General features: G+C 42.3%; 29 protein-coding genes and 1 rRNA gene. All 30 read right to left on the bottom strand.

Annotated elements, in window-relative coordinates; translation table 11 throughout:
- Nucleotides 1–221 (bottom strand): 16S ribosomal RNA (locus tag BM232_RS14585); the annotation flags it as partial.
- 404 nt (nt 222–625) lie between these two features.
- Nucleotides 626–1,009, bottom strand: coding sequence for a 50S ribosomal protein L17 (rplQ, locus tag BM232_RS14580; RefSeq protein WP_091716159.1), 384 nt, complete (start codon nt 1,007–1,009; stop codon nt 626–628).
- Nucleotides 1,010–1,048: 39 nt separating this feature from the next.
- A complete protein-coding gene (locus BM232_RS14575; RefSeq protein WP_091716156.1) occupies nt 1,049–2,032 on the bottom strand; it encodes a DNA-directed RNA polymerase subunit alpha in 984 nt (327 codons plus the stop codon).
- Nucleotides 2,033–2,073: 41 nt separating this feature from the next.
- Nucleotides 2,074–2,694: a 30S ribosomal protein S4 gene (gene rpsD, locus BM232_RS14570; protein WP_091716153.1), complete on the bottom strand. Its 621-nt coding sequence runs from the start codon at nt 2,692–2,694 to the stop codon at nt 2,074–2,076.
- Nucleotides 2,695–2,715: 21 nt separating this feature from the next.
- Entirely contained in the window at nt 2,716–3,105 is a 390-nt protein-coding gene (rpsK, locus tag BM232_RS14565; RefSeq protein ID WP_007144695.1) for a 30S ribosomal protein S11, read from the bottom strand.
- 9 nt (nt 3,106–3,114) lie between these two features.
- Nucleotides 3,115–3,468, bottom strand: coding sequence for a 30S ribosomal protein S13 (rpsM, locus tag BM232_RS14560; RefSeq protein WP_007144694.1), 354 nt, complete (start codon nt 3,466–3,468; stop codon nt 3,115–3,117).
- An 86-nt stretch (nt 3,469–3,554) separates the two neighbouring features.
- A complete protein-coding gene (gene rpmJ / locus BM232_RS14555) occupies nt 3,555–3,668 on the bottom strand; it encodes a 50S ribosomal protein L36 (RefSeq protein ID WP_083821451.1) in 114 nt (37 codons plus the stop codon).
- A gap of 31 nt (nt 3,669–3,699) precedes the next feature.
- Entirely contained in the window at nt 3,700–5,055 is a 1,356-nt protein-coding gene (secY, locus tag BM232_RS14550) for a preprotein translocase subunit SecY (RefSeq protein WP_218153352.1), read from the bottom strand.
- A gap of 5 nt (nt 5,056–5,060) precedes the next feature.
- Nucleotides 5,061–5,495: a 50S ribosomal protein L15 gene (gene rplO / locus BM232_RS14545; RefSeq protein WP_091716151.1), complete on the bottom strand. Its 435-nt coding sequence runs from the start codon at nt 5,493–5,495 to the stop codon at nt 5,061–5,063.
- Nucleotide 5,496: 1 nt separating this feature from the next.
- Nucleotides 5,497–5,685 carry a 50S ribosomal protein L30 gene (gene rpmD, locus BM232_RS14540; protein ID WP_007144691.1) on the bottom strand — a complete coding sequence of 63 codons (189 nt, stop codon included), beginning with the start codon at nt 5,683–5,685 and terminating at the stop codon, nt 5,497–5,499.
- Between the two features lie 5 nt (nt 5,686–5,690).
- A complete protein-coding gene (gene rpsE / locus BM232_RS14535) occupies nt 5,691–6,203 on the bottom strand; it encodes a 30S ribosomal protein S5 (protein WP_091716148.1) in 513 nt (170 codons plus the stop codon).
- A gap of 17 nt (nt 6,204–6,220) precedes the next feature.
- The gene (rplR, locus tag BM232_RS14530; protein ID WP_007144689.1) at nt 6,221–6,574 is read right to left on the bottom strand and encodes a 50S ribosomal protein L18; all 354 of its coding nucleotides are present in this window, start codon (nt 6,572–6,574) and stop codon (nt 6,221–6,223) included.
- A gap of 12 nt (nt 6,575–6,586) precedes the next feature.
- Nucleotides 6,587–7,120, bottom strand: a complete 534-nt coding sequence (gene rplF / locus BM232_RS14525) for a 50S ribosomal protein L6 (RefSeq protein WP_091716146.1) — start codon at nt 7,118–7,120, stop codon at nt 6,587–6,589.
- Between the two features lie 25 nt (nt 7,121–7,145).
- Nucleotides 7,146–7,541: a 30S ribosomal protein S8 gene (gene rpsH, locus BM232_RS14520; RefSeq protein ID WP_091716143.1), complete on the bottom strand. Its 396-nt coding sequence runs from the start codon at nt 7,539–7,541 to the stop codon at nt 7,146–7,148.
- Between the two features lie 29 nt (nt 7,542–7,570).
- On the bottom strand, nt 7,571–7,876 hold the full coding sequence (gene rpsN, locus BM232_RS14515; RefSeq protein WP_091716140.1) for a 30S ribosomal protein S14: 306 nt from the start codon (nt 7,874–7,876) through the stop codon (nt 7,571–7,573).
- 23 nt (nt 7,877–7,899) lie between these two features.
- On the bottom strand, nt 7,900–8,439 hold the full coding sequence (rplE, locus tag BM232_RS14510) for a 50S ribosomal protein L5 (protein WP_007144685.1): 540 nt from the start codon (nt 8,437–8,439) through the stop codon (nt 7,900–7,902).
- Nucleotides 8,440–8,461: 22 nt separating this feature from the next.
- Nucleotides 8,462–8,788 (bottom strand): 50S ribosomal protein L24, encoded by a 327-nt coding sequence (rplX, locus tag BM232_RS14505; protein WP_091716138.1) that lies wholly within the window; start codon nt 8,786–8,788, stop codon nt 8,462–8,464.
- Between the two features lie 12 nt (nt 8,789–8,800).
- Nucleotides 8,801–9,169, bottom strand: coding sequence for a 50S ribosomal protein L14 (rplN, locus tag BM232_RS14500; RefSeq protein WP_007144683.1), 369 nt, complete (start codon nt 9,167–9,169; stop codon nt 8,801–8,803).
- 28 nt (nt 9,170–9,197) lie between these two features.
- Entirely contained in the window at nt 9,198–9,458 is a 261-nt protein-coding gene (rpsQ, locus tag BM232_RS14495; protein ID WP_007144682.1) for a 30S ribosomal protein S17, read from the bottom strand.
- A gap of 9 nt (nt 9,459–9,467) precedes the next feature.
- Nucleotides 9,468–9,653, bottom strand: coding sequence for a 50S ribosomal protein L29 (rpmC, locus tag BM232_RS14490; protein ID WP_007144681.1), 186 nt, complete (start codon nt 9,651–9,653; stop codon nt 9,468–9,470).
- Nucleotides 9,653–10,066: a 50S ribosomal protein L16 gene (rplP, locus tag BM232_RS14485; RefSeq protein WP_007144680.1), complete on the bottom strand. Its 414-nt coding sequence runs from the start codon at nt 10,064–10,066 to the stop codon at nt 9,653–9,655. Before rplP ends, rpmC begins: the two co-directional genes overlap by 1 nt.
- Nucleotides 10,067–10,077: 11 nt before the next feature.
- The gene (gene rpsC, locus BM232_RS14480; protein WP_091716136.1) at nt 10,078–10,740 is read right to left on the bottom strand and encodes a 30S ribosomal protein S3; all 663 of its coding nucleotides are present in this window, start codon (nt 10,738–10,740) and stop codon (nt 10,078–10,080) included.
- A gap of 12 nt (nt 10,741–10,752) precedes the next feature.
- The gene (gene rplV, locus BM232_RS14475; RefSeq protein WP_007144678.1) at nt 10,753–11,085 is read right to left on the bottom strand and encodes a 50S ribosomal protein L22; all 333 of its coding nucleotides are present in this window, start codon (nt 11,083–11,085) and stop codon (nt 10,753–10,755) included.
- Between the two features lie 9 nt (nt 11,086–11,094).
- Nucleotides 11,095–11,370, bottom strand: coding sequence for a 30S ribosomal protein S19 (gene rpsS, locus BM232_RS14470; RefSeq protein ID WP_036311918.1), 276 nt, complete (start codon nt 11,368–11,370; stop codon nt 11,095–11,097).
- Nucleotides 11,371–11,385: 15 nt separating this feature from the next.
- Nucleotides 11,386–12,213, bottom strand: a complete 828-nt coding sequence (rplB, locus tag BM232_RS14465; RefSeq protein WP_091716133.1) for a 50S ribosomal protein L2 — start codon at nt 12,211–12,213, stop codon at nt 11,386–11,388.
- A 28-nt stretch (nt 12,214–12,241) separates the two neighbouring features.
- Nucleotides 12,242–12,535, bottom strand: coding sequence for a 50S ribosomal protein L23 (rplW, locus tag BM232_RS14460; RefSeq protein WP_091716131.1), 294 nt, complete (start codon nt 12,533–12,535; stop codon nt 12,242–12,244).
- A complete protein-coding gene (gene rplD, locus BM232_RS14455) occupies nt 12,532–13,149 on the bottom strand; it encodes a 50S ribosomal protein L4 (RefSeq protein WP_091716128.1) in 618 nt (205 codons plus the stop codon). The genes rplW and rplD overlap by 4 nt, the downstream gene beginning before the upstream one ends.
- A gap of 22 nt (nt 13,150–13,171) precedes the next feature.
- Nucleotides 13,172–13,804: a 50S ribosomal protein L3 gene (rplC, locus tag BM232_RS14450; RefSeq protein ID WP_091716125.1), complete on the bottom strand. Its 633-nt coding sequence runs from the start codon at nt 13,802–13,804 to the stop codon at nt 13,172–13,174.
- A gap of 14 nt (nt 13,805–13,818) precedes the next feature.
- The gene (rpsJ, locus tag BM232_RS14445) at nt 13,819–14,133 is read right to left on the bottom strand and encodes a 30S ribosomal protein S10 (RefSeq protein ID WP_007144672.1); all 315 of its coding nucleotides are present in this window, start codon (nt 14,131–14,133) and stop codon (nt 13,819–13,821) included.
- A gap of 5 nt (nt 14,134–14,138) precedes the next feature.
- Nucleotides 14,139–15,163 (bottom strand): elongation factor Tu (tuf, locus tag BM232_RS14440; RefSeq protein ID WP_143092305.1); only part of this gene is annotated, 1,025 nt, incomplete at its 5' end.

Raw genomic sequence — 15,163 nt, 5'->3', positions numbered from 1 at the left:
CTAATAGCACGAGGTCCGAAGAGCCCCCGCTTTCCTCCGTAGAGCGTATGCGGTATTAGCAGCCGTTTCCGGCTGTTGTCCCCCACTACTAGGCAGATCCCTATACATTACTCACCCGTCCGCCACTAATCCGTCTAGCAAGCTAGACTTCATCGTTCGACTTGCATGTGTTAGGCATGCCGCCAGCGTTCAATCTGAGCCATGATCAAACTCTTCAGTTTAATTTTTGGCGTAGCTTTTAAAAAAACTACAAAACTCATTTTGACGTTAGCATGTAAATACTAAGCGTCAGATCTTCTAGTGACCTAACGTAAGTACCCACACAAATTACTTGATACCAGTTTGTTAAAGAGCGTTTTGTTGCTGATATTCACTGCAACAAAGAAGCGAGAATTATACAGCTCTCTGCCAGACTGTCAACTTAATTTTTACGTTTTTGTTACTGCGTAAACCTTAAATCGAATGCCAACTCAATCAGCCTTTCCAGGCCCCCTCATCAGCAAGAGGGGCGCATATTACGCGAATGATTTAACCTATGCAAGCACTTTTTTAAATTAATGCTTATACAAATAAAAAAGCCGGCTTATAGCCGGCTTTTTTATTTGTTTTATAACCCAGATATTGCTTATTCAGCAGCTTCTGAATCTTGTACATCTCTGTCTACTAATTCGACAATCGCCATTGGGGCTTTATCACCTTGACGGAACCCTGTTTTCAGAATTCTGACATAACCACCAGGACGTGTAGCAGAACGTGGACCAATAACGTTGAAAAGCTTTGTTACAGCCTCTCTGTCACCTAACCTTGCAAAAGCCAGACGACGATTCGCTACAGAATCTTTTTTGCCTAAAGTAATCAGAGGCTCAACGACACCACGTAACTCTTTTGCCTTAGGCAAAGTGGTACGAATGATTTCGTGTTCAAACAAAGATGTAGCCATGTTTTTGAACATAGCCTTTCTGTGGCTGCTGTTACGATTTAATTTACGACCAGAATTACGATGACGCATTGTTGTTACCCTATTCTTTTATGCTGAATTACTTCAGTATTATTTTTGCTCTAAAGAAGCAGGTGGCCAATTATCTAAGTGCATGCCTAATGACAAACCTTTTGAAGCCAATACTTCTTTAATTTCCGTTAATGACTTTTTACCTAAGTTCGGCGTTTTCAGCAATTCCATTTCTGTACGCTGAATTAAGTCACCTACATAATAAATATTTTCTGCTTTTAAACAGTTAGCAGATCTGACAGTTAAATCAAGATCATCAATCGCTTGAAGTAATGCTGGATCAACTGCAGGTTGTTTTGGTTCTGATACACTTTCTTCGATAACAGTAAAGTCAACGAATGAAGTTAACTGATCACTTAAAATAGTTGCAGCATATTTAATACTGTCTTCAGCTTCAAGCGTTCCATCAGTTTCAACATCTATAATTAGCTTATCTAAGTCCGTGCGATTCTCAACACGGGCACTTTCTACGCTATAAGTGACTAAACGTACAGGACTAAATGATGCATCTAGATAAAGTTGGCCGATAGCACGATCTTCATCTTCACCAACATTACGAGTATTTGCTGCAGAGTATCCACGACCTTTTGTTACTTTGAAGGTAATAGAAAGGCTGCCACCAGTCAGATTTGCAATCACATGTTCTGGATTTACAATCTCAACGTTATGCGGTAACTGAATATCAGCTGCCGTAACCGGGCCAACACCCTCTTTATTAAGAGTCAAAACGACTTCATTACCTTCATGAAGTTTGACCGCAATACCTTTCATGTTAAGAAGAATATCTAAAACATCTTCTTGAACACCATCAATAGCCGAGTACTCATGTACTACGCCATCAATCTGGGCTTCAACAACTGCGGCACCTTCCATTGAAGACAATAAAATTCTGCGCAGTGCATTACCTAAAGTATGACCAAAGCCACGCTCTAACGGCTCAAGTACAAGACGTGTACGCGTATCACTAAACTTTTGGATATCAACGATCCTTGGTTTTAGAAATTGACTCGTGTAAGTCGTCATGCAAATTCCTCTAGTAAACTTCTATTGAAGTTTAGTTATGATTATTTCGAGTAAAGCTCTACTACCAAGTTTTCTGACAGTTCAGCTGGAAGCTCATCACGTTCTGGTAAACGTTTAAACATACCAGAAAATGCTTTTGTATTGACTTCAACCCACTCAGGAAAACCTAATTGTTCAGCAACAGACATTGCGTTAGCAATACGCTCTTGCTTTTTAGCTTTTTCACGGATTTCTACGACATCGCCTTCTTTGACTTGATATGAAGGGATATTGGTCGCTTTACCGTTAACCAAAATAGCTTTATGAGAAACAAGTTGTCTTGCTTCTGCACGAGTACCAGCAAAGCCCATTCTGTAAACAACATTATCTAAACGTTGTTCTAACATGCTTAACAGATTAACACCTGTAGCACCTTTCTTTTGGTCTGCTGATTTGTAGTAGTTACGGAATTGTTTTTCTAAAACACCATAAATACGACGAATACGTTGTTTAGCACGAAGCTGCATTGCATAGTCAGAATCACGACCTCTACGAGCGCCATGTTGACCTGGTTTTGTTTCAATCTTGCATTTACTTTCGATTGGGTTGCCTCTGCTCTTTAAGAACAGATCCGTACCTTCTCTACGGCTTAATTTACAAGTTGGGCCACGATATTTTCCCATTATGTATTACTCCGAAATCTATTAAACGCGACGACGCTTAGGTGGACGGCAACCGTTGTGAGGAATAGGTGTAACGTCTGAAATATTAGTAATTTTAAAACCTAAATTATTCAGAGCTCTTACAGCTGACTCACGACCTGGACCAGGACCTTTGATTTCTACATCAAGGTTCTTCATACCAAATTCTTTAGCGACTTCTCCAGCTTTTTCAGCAGCAACCTGAGCTGCGAATGGAGTACTCTTACGTGAACCGCGGAAACCACAACCACCAGATGTTGCCCATGACAAGGCATTACCTTGACGATCCGTTATAGTAACGATTGTGTTATTAAATGAAGCGTGCACATGTGCTACGCCATCAACAACATTCTTTTTAACACGTTTACGTTGTCGTGCTGATGAATTTGCCATCGTTTATCCTTACTTAACCATACGGCGAGGACCTTTACGAGTCCTTGCATTTGTTTTAGTTCTTTGGCCGCGAACCGGAAGACCTCTACGGTGACGAACACCACGGAAACAGCCAAGGTCTTTCAACCGTTTGATATCCATAGATACTTCACGACGTAAATCACCTTCTACAGTGAATTTTGCAACTTCGGTACGAAGCACTTCAACTTCCTGCTCAGACAAATCTCTTACTTTCGTGTCTGGAGCAATTCCAGCAGCTTCACAGATTGATTGAGCACGTGTGCGTCCGATACCGTAAATTGATGTTAAAGCAATTACAGTGTGCTTCTGCACAGGAACATTAATACCAGCTATACGAGCCATTGATTTACCCTAAATTCCTCAGGAGTGAACATTGAATTGTAACATACAATTGTTTTGTTCAACAACTAACTAAAGATATTCGCCAATTAACCTTGGCGCTGTTTATGACGAGCTTCTGAACAAATCACTCGTAAAACACCATTTCTTTTTACAATTTTACAATTGCGACAAATCTTTTTAACTGACGCCTGAACTTTCATGTTTTTTCTCCAGCAAACCTTGTTCGTGGTTCTAGCCTAAAAAGCCAGACATCCCACCATTATTTTTATTTGACTTTTTCATCAAACTTTCATACTGCTGAGACATCATGTGAGATTGGACTTGTGAAACAAAATCCATTACCACGACAACGATAATCAGCAGAGATGTACCACCAAAATAGAATGGAACACTCCAATATAAAATCAGAAACTCTGGCAGCAAACACACTGCAGTAATATATATAGCGCCAGCAAGGGTTAATCTTCCCATAACCGTGTCGATATATCTTGCAGTCTGCTCGCCTGGACGAATACCAGGAATAAAAGCGCCAGACTTTTGTAAGTTCTCTGCAGTTTCTTTTGGATTAAACACTAAGGCAGTGTAGAAGAAACAGAAGAAAACAATCGCTACAGCATAAGCCATAACATACATTGGTTGACCAGGAGACATCAGTGTTGATATATCCTTCAACCAGCCCATACCATCAGTCGAGCCAAACCAGCCGGCTATTGTAGCAGGAAACAGTATGATACTTGAAGCAAAAATTGGTGGTATTACACCTGCCATGTTCAATTTCAATGGAAGATGAGTCACCTGACCAGCAATCATTTTTCTACCTTGCTGACGTTTTGCATAATGTACTGGTATGCGACGTTGTGCTCTTTCGACAAAAACAACAAATGCTGTTACTGCTAAAGCCAAGAAGATAAGAGCAATGACTAAGAAAGCATGAAGCTGTCCTGTTCTTGCTAACTCTAGCGTGCCACCAACTGCCGCAGGTAACCCAGCGACAATCCCTGCAAAGATAATCAGTGAAATGCCGTTACCAATGCCACGCTCAGTAATCTGTTCGCCAAGCCACATAAGGAACATTGTCCCAGTGACCAGTGTAATCACGGCAGTTATACGGAACATAAATCCTGGGTCAATGACGACATTAACACCCGAAGCACTTTGCGATTCCAGAGCTATTGCGATACCAAGAGCCTGGAATGTAGCTAAAACAAGTGTGCCATAGCGTGTATATTGAGTAATCTTACGCTTTCCTGCCGCACCTTCTTTCTTCAGTTGTTCAAGTTTTGGATGAACAACTGTTAATAGCTGCATAATAATAGATGCAGAGATGTACGGCATAATGCCAAGAGCAAAAACAGACAAGCGCTGCAAGGCCCCACCAGAAAACATGTTAAACATGTCTAAAATGGTTCCTTTTTGCTGTTCAAACATAACCGCTAATGCCGCCGGGTCAATGCCTGGAACAGGCATGAATGTTCCCATACGATAAACGATTAATGCACCTAGAACGAATAGCAGGCGACTTTTTAACTCGCCAAACTTACCGCTTCCGAGCATTGCTGCAGCAGCTTGTTGTCTGTTTTTTTCCACTTATATCACTCTTCGACTTTTCCGCCTGCAGCCTCAATGGCACTTTTTGCGCCTGCGGTTGCAACAATGCCTTTCAAATTAACAGCAGATTTAACTTCACCTGAGTTAATGACTTTTACACGCAATGTGTTTTCTGGAACCAGTCCAGCTGATTTCAATGCTAATAAATCAATTGTATCTGCAGTCACTTTTTTCAGATCGTCTAAACGAATCTGTGCAGTTGTACGTCCAACACGTGAACTGAAACCAACTTTTGGCAAACGACGTTGTAAAGGCATCTGACCGCCTTCAAAACCTCTTTTATGAAATCCACCAGAACGAGATTTCTGACCTTTGTGACCACGACCACAGGTTTTACCTAAACCAGATCCGATACCACGTCCAACACGTTTTGCTGATTTTTTCTCACCTTCAGCAGGAGCAAGTGTATTTAGGTTCATCTTAAACTTCCTCAACCTTTAATAAATACGATACATGATTGATCATGCCTCGATTTTCAGGTGTATCCAGCACGATGGCACTGCTTCCAGTTTTTCTAAGACCTAAACCAGATACACATGCTTTATGTTTTGCTAGACGACCAATGGTACTTTTCACCAAGGTGACTTTCAATTTAGCTTGTGATGACATCTTTATTATTCCGTAATCTCTTCAACTGACTTACCACGTTTGGCAGCAATTGCTTCAGGATTATTCATATCAGTTAACCCTTTAATTGTTGCACGAACAACATTAAGTGGGTTAGTTGATCCATTTGACTTAGCCAATACGTTATGTACACCTACGGCATCGAATACTGCACGCATTGCACCACCGGCAATAACACCTGTACCTTCTGATGCAGGTTGCATAAATACTTTGGCTGCACCGTGGCTAGATTTAACTGCGTGCTGCAGTGTATCGCCTTTCAAAGCAACTGTTTTCATATTTTTGCGAGCTTCATCCATCGCTTTTTGAATTGCGACAGGTACTTCACGTGCTTTGCCTTGGCCGAAACCTACACGACCGTTTCCGTCACCGACAACAGTCAAAGCAGAGAAACCAAATACGCGACCGCCTTTCACAACTTTAGCAACGCGACGAATACCTACTAATTTTTCAATTAAGCCATCAGAGTTATTGGCTTGTCTTTGATCATTCTGAGCCATGTTAATTACCTTTTAAATTAGAACTGAAGGCCGTTTTCACGGGCAGCATCAGCTAATGCTTTTACACGACCATGGTATCTAAAACCTGAACGATCGAAAGCGACTTCAGTAACACCTTGTTTAGCAGCACGCTCTGCAATAGCTTTACCTACAGCTGTTGCCGCATCAATATTGCCTGTAGCTTTAAGGTCTTTTTTCACTTCAGCATCTAAAGTTGATGCAGTAGCGATAACTTTAGAACTGTCATGAGTCAGAACTTGTGCGTAGATATGACGAGGCGTTCTGTGGACAGTTAGTCTATAAACTTCTAACTCTCTCAGCTTTGCACGCGCTCTAGCCGCTCTACGTAAACGTGAAATTTTCTTATCCATTTTTCAGCCTATTTACTTTTTCTTAGCTTCTTTACGAGCAACATGTTCGTCAGAATAACGTACGCCTTTACCTTTATAAGGTTCAGGTGAACGATATGCGCGAATTTCTGCTGCAACCTGACCAACAGTTTGCTTATCAGCACCCGAGACAACGATTTCTGTCTGGCTTGGTGTTTCAACAGTAATACCTTCTGGTACTTCATATTGAACAGGGTGAGAAAAGCCTAGGGTTAGATCTAATTTGTTTCCTTGGGCTTTAGCACGGTAACCAACACCTACCAGAGTCAGCTTTTTAACAAAGCCTTCTGTAACACCAATAACCATGTTATTAAGTAAAGCGCGGGTTGTACCAGCTAAAGCAACTGCAGCTTGTGACTTAACATTTGCTGCAAATTTTAAAGCTGAATCTTCTTGGCTAACGTTAACATCAGGGTGAATGTTACGTGTCAATGTTCCTTTAGAACCTTTAACAGTAACTTCTGTATCACTCAGTGAAATTTCTACGCCTGCCGGAATTTGTACTGGTGCATTTGCAATACGTGACATTTTACAATCTCCAATAAATAAAGGCTTAGCTAACAGCGCACAAAACTTCGCCGCCTTGACCTAAGGCGCGAGCTTTACGGTCAGCCATAACACCTTTAGATGTAGACACGATAGCAACACCTAAACCACCTACGACACGTGGCAATTCATCAGCTGATTTGTATACACGCAAACCAGGACGACTTACACGGTTAATTTCAGCGATTACAGGTTTACCCTCAAAATATTTAAGAGTGACTGTCAAGATTGATTTACCTTCTACATCACTTACATTATATGATGAGATGTAACCTTCATCTTCTAGTACTTTTGCAATGCTAATCTTTACCTTCGATGAAGGCATTTTCACATCAACTTTATTTGCCTGCTGTGCATTACGAATGCGAGTCAGCATATCAGCAATAGGATCTGTCATACTCATTTATATAGCTCCACTAATCAGGTTGGTAATTACCAACTAGCCATTACCAAACCAGGGATATCGCCCTTCATTGCATGCTCGCGCAGCTTATTTCTGGACAAACCAAATTTACGGTAATAACCGTGTGGTCTACCAGTCAATTCACAACGATTTCTCATGCGTACAGGACTTGAATTACGTGGAAGCGCGTGGAACTTTGTCGCCGCTGCTTCACGTTGTTCAGCAGTGAGAGACATATCCAACATTTGTTTCTTTAATTCCGCACGTTTTGCAGCGTATTTTTCAACCAGTTTCGCTCTTTTGATTTCGCGATTAATCATGCAACGTTTAGCCATAATCTTTTACCATCCAACCTTGTTTATTTTCTAAATGGAAACTTGAATGCAGTTAACAAAGCACGTGATTCTTCAGCATTTTTTGCTGTTGTCGTGATGGTGACATCCATACCACGTAATTTATCGATTCTGTCATATTCAATTTCTGGGAAGATAATTTGTTCTTTAATCCCCATACTATAGTTTCCCTGACCATCAAAAGATTTCGGATTTAAACCACGAAAGTCTCTGATACGAGGAATTGAAATGGTAATCAGACGATCAAGAAAGTCATACATGCGGTCAGCACGTAATGTTACTTTACATCCGATTGGCCAGCCTTCACGAACTTTAAAGCCTGCAACTGATTTTTTTGCTTTTGTAACAACTGGCTTTTGACCGGCGATTTTTTCCATGTCAGCCATTGCATTCTCAAGCACTTTCTTATCAGTTAATGCTTCACCAACACCCATATTCAGAGTGATTTTTGTGATGCGCGGCACTTCCATTACTGACTTATAGCTAAACTCGTCTTGTAACTGTTTAACTACTGTTTCACGATAATAATCTTTTAATCTGCTCACTGTGTTTTACCTAATACGAAGCTCAAGCGCTTACAACTTCGCCATTTGATTTGAAGAAGCGGACTTTCTTTCCATCTTCCAGCACTTTAAATCCTACTTTATCGCCCTTGCCAGTAGCAGGGTTTAATAAAGCCAGATTCGACCCATCAATCGGCATTTCTTTTTCTAAAATGCCACCTGTGCGACCTAGAGCCGGATTGGGTTTTTGATGTTTTTTAACTAAGTTAATGCCTTGTACGACAAACTTAACTTTTCCATCTTTCTCAATACGACTTAAGATTTCGCCTTGTTTACCACGATCTTTGCCTGTTAATACAACAACTTGATCGCCTTGTTTTAATCTTTCCATCTCAGCGCTCCTTTATAGTACTTCTGGTGCCAGAGAAATAATCTTCATGAACTTTTCACCACGTAGTTCACGTGTAACTGGTCCAAAAATACGCGTACCGATTGGCTGCTGAGCCGCGTTCAGAAGTACTGCAGCATTTTCGTCAAAACGAATTACTGATCCATCTGGACGACGAACACCTTTACGTGTTCTTACGATAACTGCGTTATGAACAGTACCTTTCTTTACTTTACCGCGTGGGGCAGCTTCTTTGATTGTCACTTTAATCACATCTCCGATACCTGCGTAGCGTTTATGCGAACCGCCCAACACTTTGATACATTCTACTCGTCTGGCACCACTGTTATCAGCGACTTCCAGACTACTTTGCATTTGAATCATGGTCTAAACTCCAAACTGAATAGTTGCTTTATTTCGCACGATCGATGATTTCGACCAACTTCCAGCACTTTGTCTTAGACTGTGGGCGAGTTGAGGCAACACTGACGGTATCACCAATGTTACATTCATTATTTTCATCATGAACATGTAACTTGGTAGAACGTCTTACATATTTTTTATAGATCGGATGGGCAACTCTGCGTTCGATCAGAACGGTAATTGTTTTGTCCATCTTGTCACTAATGACACGACCGGTTAACGAACGTGCTGTACTTTGCTGATCACTCATTTCCGTGCCCTATCTCTTTTCGTTCAATACAGTCTTAATGCGAGCAATATCTCTACGTACACGTTGTAACTCACTATTACGTGTTAATTGCCCTGTTGCATTCTGCATACGCAGATTAAACTGCTCTTTATGCAACTCACCCAGCTCTTTAACCAGGTCTTCAGTTGTCTTTTGTCTAATTTCGCTTGCTTTCATTACAGTATCGCCCGCGTTACAAATGTGGTTTTAACGGGAAGTTTTGCTGCTGCCAGACGGAATGCCTCACGTGCAATCTCTTCAGACACACCTTCCATTTCATAGAGCATACGACCTGGTTGCACATTTGCTACCCAGTATTCTACGTTACCCTTACCTTTACCTTGACGAACTTCCAACGGTTTGCTGGAAATTGGTTTGTCAGGAAATACGCGAATCCAGATTTTACCGCCACGTTTGATGTGACGAGTCATTGCTCTACGAGCAGCCTCAATCTGACGCGCTGTAATACGTCCACGCTCAAGAGACTTTAAACCGAACTCACCGAAGCTAACTTTTGCTCCACGGTGGGCTAGACCTCTATTGCGCAGCTTTTGCTGCTTTCTAAATTTCGTTCTTTTTGGCTGTAACATTGGTTATAACCTTATTTTTCAGCTGCAGGTGTGTTTTGAGCATTTGTGTCAAAAACTTCACCTTTAAAAATCCAAACTTTGACACCGATGATACCGTAAGTCGTTTTAGCTTCCGCAGTACCATAGTCGATGTCAGCACGTAATGTATGTAAAGGCACACGACCTTCACGGTACCATTCTGTACGTGCGATTTCCGCTCCGTTCAGACGACCTGCAACATTAATACGAATACCTTCAGCACCTAAGCGCATTGTGTTTGTCACTGCACGTTTCATTGCACGACGGAACATAATACGACGCTCAAGCTGCTGAGCTACACTTTCAGCAACCAATGTTGCATCAAGCTCAGGCTTACGAATTTCTTCAACGCCCACATTGACAGGTACACCCATCAGTTTTGACGCTTCTTGACGCAACTTATCGATATCTTCGCCTTTTTTACCAATCACAATACCCGGACGTGCTGTATGGATAGTGATTTTGGCAGTTTTGGCTGGTCTATCAATCTGGATCTTACTGACTGAAGCATGCGATAGTTTCTTTTTAAGAAAATCGCGTACTTTAAGATCATTGCTCAGCATATTTGAAAAATCTGCTGAATCGGCATACCAGATCGAATTCCAATCTTTAATTATACCAAGTCTAAAACCTGTTGGGTGAACCTTTTGTCCCATAAGTCTGCTCTCTTACTTCTCGTCTACAACCACAGTGATGTGGCTGGTGCGTTTAAGAATACGGTTGCCTCGGCCTTTAGCGCGAGCCTGCATACGTTTCATGGTAGGACCTTCGTCAACCATTACTGCTGAAACGACTAATTCGTCGATATCGGCACCGTCATTATGTTCAGCGTTAGCGATCGCTGAGTCCAGCACGCCTTTCATAAGCTCTGCAGCTTTTTTAGGACTGAACGCGAGTAGATTGATTGCTCTTTCTACAGGCAAACCTCTGATTTGATCTGCAACCAAGCGCACCTTTTGTGCGGAAATGCGTGCGTAGCTGAGTTTAGCTTTTGTAGCCATATCTTAACCTTACCGTTTAGATTTCTTGTCAGCGGCATGACCTTTAAAGGTGCGAGTTGGTGAGAACTCACCCAACTTATGCCCAACCATATCTTCTGTAACAAACACGGGTACGTGTTGACGACCGTTGTGAACGGCAATTGTTAAACCGATCATATCTGGAGAAATCATCGAACGACGTGACCAAGTTTTAATTGGACGTTTGTTATCAGTTTCTCTCGCTTCCAAGACCTTCTTTTCAAGGTGCTGGTCTATAAAAGGACCTTTTTTAATTGAACGCGGCATAGGATTCCCTAAATCTTATTTACGATTACGACGGCGTACGATCATATTGTCAGTACGCTTGTTCTTACGTGTTTTGTAGCCTTTAGTTGGCACACCCCAAGGTGTTACTGGGTGACGACCACCTGAAGTACGACCTTCACCACCACCATGTGGATGGTCAACCGGGTTCATTACAACACCACGTACTGTCGGACGAATACCACGCCAACGCGTCGCACCTGCTTTACCTAATGAACGCAGTGAATGTTCACCATTACCAACTTCGCCCATTGTTGCTTTGCAATCTAATGGTACTTTGCGCATTTCACCGCTACGTAAGCGAATCGTCGCATAGCCATTTTCACGAGCAACATACTGAGCGCTGCTACCAGCACTACGAGCCAACTGTGCACCTTTACCAGGTTTAAGTTCAATGCAATGTACTGTGCTACCCAGCGGGATAGCTGACAATTTCAACGCATTACCTGCACGGATTGCTGCATCTTCACCAGACTCAAGACGGTCACCAGCTACCACACCTTTAGGTGCGATAATGTAGCGTTTTTCACCATCTACATAGTTCAGTAAAGCGATATGAGCAGTACGATTTGGATCGTATTCAATTCTTTCTACTACTGCTGGTATACCGTCTTTGTTACGTTTGAAGTCAATCATACGGTAACGTTGTTTATGACCACCACCACGGTGACGTACGGTAATACGACCAGCGTTATTACGACCGCCAGACTTAGATTTCTTTTCTACTAACGGCGCATATGGTTGGCCGTTATGTAAGCCAGGAGTACTGACTTGAACAACAAATCTGCGTCCAGCTGATGTAGGTTTAGCCTTTTTTAATGCCATTCCTGATTCCTCACACGTATTCTATTTACTATTCGCCAAGGAAGTTGAGATCAGCGCCATCAGCTAATGTCACATAGGCTTTCTTCCAGTCACTTCGTTTGCCCATTACACGGCCTGTACGTTTGACTTTGCCTTTAACATTAGTTGTGCTTACTGATGCAACTTTCATATCAAACAGCGTTTCAACAGCTTGTTTGATTTCGACTTTATTGGCATTAGGTAATACTTTCAGTACGACCTGATTATGATTTTCTGCAACACGTGATGCTTTTTCAGCGACCACAGGTCCCAAAATAACTTTTGTTAAGCGTTCTGAGTTCATGCATATGACTCCTCTAGTTTACGAATAGAGTCTTCGCTCATAACGACTTTTTCAAAGCGCAGTAATGCAACCGGATTAATGTGTGCTGCATCAGTTGCTGCTATGTCATATAGATTACGTGATGCTAATGCCAAATTGCCCGCTGCATTCTCAGTAACGATAAGTGCATTAGAAACACCTAAACTTTCAGTTTTGCTTAGCAAATCTTTTGTTTTTGGTGAGTCAACTTCGATTTTGTCGACAATAATTAATGCATCATTACGACGTAATTCAGACAGAATTACAGCTAGCGCTGAACGGTACATTTTACGGTTAACTTTTTGGCTGTAATCACGAGTTGTTGCAGCAAAAGTTTTACCACCTGAACGCCATAATGGGCTACGAATTGTACCAGCACGAGCTCTACCACTACCTTTTTGTGCAAAAGGTTTACGGCCACCACCACTCACATCAGAGCGTGATTTCTGTGCATGTGTACCACTGCGAGCACCAGCCAAGTATGCAGTAACAACTTGGTGAACTAATGACTCATTATACTCACGGTCAAATAAAACATCGGAAACAGTAATGTTTCCTGCTTTTTTGCCGTCAAATGATTGTAATTGAAGATCCACGTTTATTCCCCTAAGAATCTTACTAGGCTTTTACAGCCGGGCGGATAATCACATCGCTTCCTGTAGCGCCAGGCACAGAGCCTTTAACTAACAGTAAATTACGCTCTGAATCCACCTTAACGATTGACAGGTTTTGAAGGGTACGTTTTTTGTCACCCATATGTCCGGCCATTCTCTTGCCTTTGAAAACACGACCAGGCGTTTGACATTGGCCAATTGAACCAGGCGCTCTGTGTGACAGAGAGTTACCATGAGTAGCATCACCACCACGGAATCCATAGCGTTTTACAACACCAGCGAAACCTTTACCTTTAGTGACACCAGAAACGTCAATCTTCTGTCCGTCTTCAAAAATATCAACTTTCAATTCCGCACCCAGTGCTAAGTCATTCAGCTCTTCAACTCTGAACTCCATAACTTTGCGACCAGCAGCAGCTTGTGCTTTTGCGAAATGGCCAGCCTGAGGCTTAGTAACACGTGATGCTTTACGCTCGCCAACTGTAAGTTGAATAGCGTTATAACCATCCGTATCGATAGTCTTAAGCTGACTTACACGATTTGGTTCTACTTCAATTACCGTTACTGGCGTAGAAACACCATCTTCAGAGAAGATACGTGTCATACCACGCTTACGGCCGATGAGTCCGATAGTCATTGACCCAGCCCCTCTTAATTCAACTTAATCTGGACATCAACGCCAGCGGCGAGATCCAGTTTCATTAAAGCGTCTACTGTTTTATCAGTAGGCTCAACAATATCCATAAGACGTTTGTGAGTACGAATTTCGTACTGTTCACGAGCATCTTTGTTCACGTGTGGTGAAATCAATACTGTGAAACGCTCTTTTTTGGTCGGTAACGGAATTGGTCCGTTAATACGTGCACCAGTGCGTTTTGCAGTTTCAACAATTTCTTTTGCTGATTGATCAATCAAACGATGATCAAATGATTTCAGCCTAATTCTAATAGTTTGGGTTGCTGCCATTTCTATTACTCAACGATTTTACTAACGACACCGGCACCAACAGTGCGGCCGCCTTCACGAATAGCAAAACGTAACCCTTCTTCCATCGCAATCGGTGCAATCAAAGTTACGTCCATCTTAACGTTATCACCAGGCATAACCATTTCTACACCTGATGGTAATTCACATGCGCCTGTCACGTCTGTTGTACGGAAGTAGAACTGTGGACGGTAACCATTAAAGAATGGTGTATGACGACCACCTTCATCTTTTGACAGGACATATACTTCTGCTTCAAAACGTGTGTGTGGTTTGATTGTCCCTGGGTGTGCCAGTACTTGACCACGGTCTACGTCTTCACGTTTTGTACCACGTAACAGAACACCTACGTTGTCCCCTGCTTGACCTTGGTCTAACAGCTTGCGGAACATTTCAACACCTGTACAGGTGGTTTTTTGGGTGTCTTTGATACCAACGATTTCTAATTCGTCACCCACTTTAACAATACCGCGCTCAACACGACCGGTCACTACCGTACCACGACCTGAGATTGAGAATACGTCTTCAATCGGCATCAGGAAAGCACCGTCAATTGCACGTTCTGGTTGTGGGAAGTAGGTGTCCATCGCTTCTGCTAAACGGATGATTGATGGTGCACCAATTTCACTTGTGTCGCCTTCTAAGGCTTTCAGTGCTGAGCCAACAATGATTGGGGTGTCATCACCTGGGAAGTCATAGCTGTCTAACAACTCACGTACTTCCATTTCGACTAATTCAATCAGTTCTTCGTCATCAACCATATCGGCTTTGTTCAGGTAAACGATGATGTAAGGTACACCTACCTGACGTGATAACAGAATGTGTTCACGTGTTTGTGGCATAGGACCGTCAGCTGCGTTTACAACCAGAATCGCGCCGTCCATTTGCGCTGCACCTGTGATCATGTTTTTAACATAGTCAGCATGGCCTGGGCAGTCTACGTGAGCGTAGTGACGGTTAGCTGTTTCGTATTCGACGTGAGCGGTTGAGATTGTGATACCACGTTCTCTTT

The organism is Methylophaga sulfidovorans, from assembly GCF_900114205.1.
GTDB classification, from domain to species: Bacteria; Pseudomonadota; Gammaproteobacteria; order Nitrosococcales; family Methylophagaceae; genus Methylophaga; species Methylophaga sulfidovorans.
The sequence above is the reverse complement of the archived record's forward strand: the minus strand, read 5'-3'. Positions and strand labels throughout refer to the sequence as shown.